Origin of the sequence: Rhizobium sp. M1 (assembly GCF_002531805.1) — a bacterium.
GTDB lineage: Bacteria > Pseudomonadota > Alphaproteobacteria > Rhizobiales > Rhizobiaceae > Rhizobium > Rhizobium etli_C.
Genome location: NZ_NWSW01000109.1, coordinates 1 through 1,156, shown reverse-complemented (window position 1 = coordinate 1,156; position 1,156 = coordinate 1). Strand labels below are relative to the sequence as shown.

1 pseudogene is annotated in these 1,156 nt (G+C 63.3%); it reads left to right on the top strand.

The features are described from left to right. A pseudogene (locus CO655_RS33155) lies at positions 1-1,156 on the top strand (ATP-binding domain-containing protein); the annotation flags it as partial.

Here is a 1,156-nt window from a genome sequence, read left to right as displayed (position 1 = left end):
GAGGGAGCGCTCGGTGAAAGCCGCAGTTTCCGGAGCGAGCGGGGCGCGCGCGAGTTCGCCGTCGGCGACCGCATCATCTTCCTGGAAAACGCCCGCTTCATCGAGCCGCGCGCCAGGCATTCTGGCCCGCAATACGTCAAGAACGGCATGCTCGGCACGGTCGTTTCCACCGGCGATGAGAAAGGCGAGGTTCTGCTGTCGGTGCGTCTCGACAATGGCAGCAAGGTCGTCTTCGGCGAGGACAGCTATCGCAATGTCGATCACGGTTATGCCGCAACGATCCACAAATCGCAGGGCGCCACTGTCGACCGGACCTTCGTGCTCGCCAGCGGCATGATGGATCGGCACCTGAGCTATGTGTCGATGACGAGGCATCGCGACCGCGCCGATCTCTATGCGGCGAAGGAGGATTTTGCGGCGAAGCCGGAATGGGGACGCAAGGCACGTGTCGATCATGCCGCGGGTGTCACCGGCGAACTTGTCGAAACCGGAGAAACCAAATTCCGGCCCGACGACGAGGATGCCGACGACAGCCCCTATGCCGACCTCAGGACCGACGACGGGGTCGTGCATCGGCTTTGGGGCGTGAGCCTGCCGAAGGCGCTCGAGGATGCCGGCATCTTGGAAGGCGACACCGTCACGCTCAGAAAGGACGGTATCGAGCGGGTCAAGGTCCAGATTCCCATTGTTGACGAGAAGACAGGCCAGAAGCGCTACGAGGACAGAGAGGTCGATCGCAACGTCTGGACGGCAAAGCAGCTCGAAACCGCCACGGATCGCCAGGAGCGTATCGAGCGGGAAAGCCATCGGCCGGATGTGTTCAAGCAGCTTGTCGAGCGTTTGTCACGTTCTGGCGCCAAGACGACGACGCTCGATTTTGAAAGCGAGGCCGGTTATCGCGCCCAGGCCGACGACTTCGCCAGGCGCCGGGGGGTCGATCATCTCTCTTTGGCTGCGGCCGAGATGGAGGAAAGCCTGTCGCGGCGCTGGGCGTGGGTTGCCGAGAAGCGGGAGCAGGTGGAAAAGCTCTGGGAGCGGGCGAGCGTGGCGCTCGGCTTTGCAATCGAGCGCGAACGGCGGATCTCGTACGACGAGCAACGAGCCGAAACGCGAGAAGAAGTCCGCTCGCCCGAAGCGCGCTATCTGATCCCCCCGG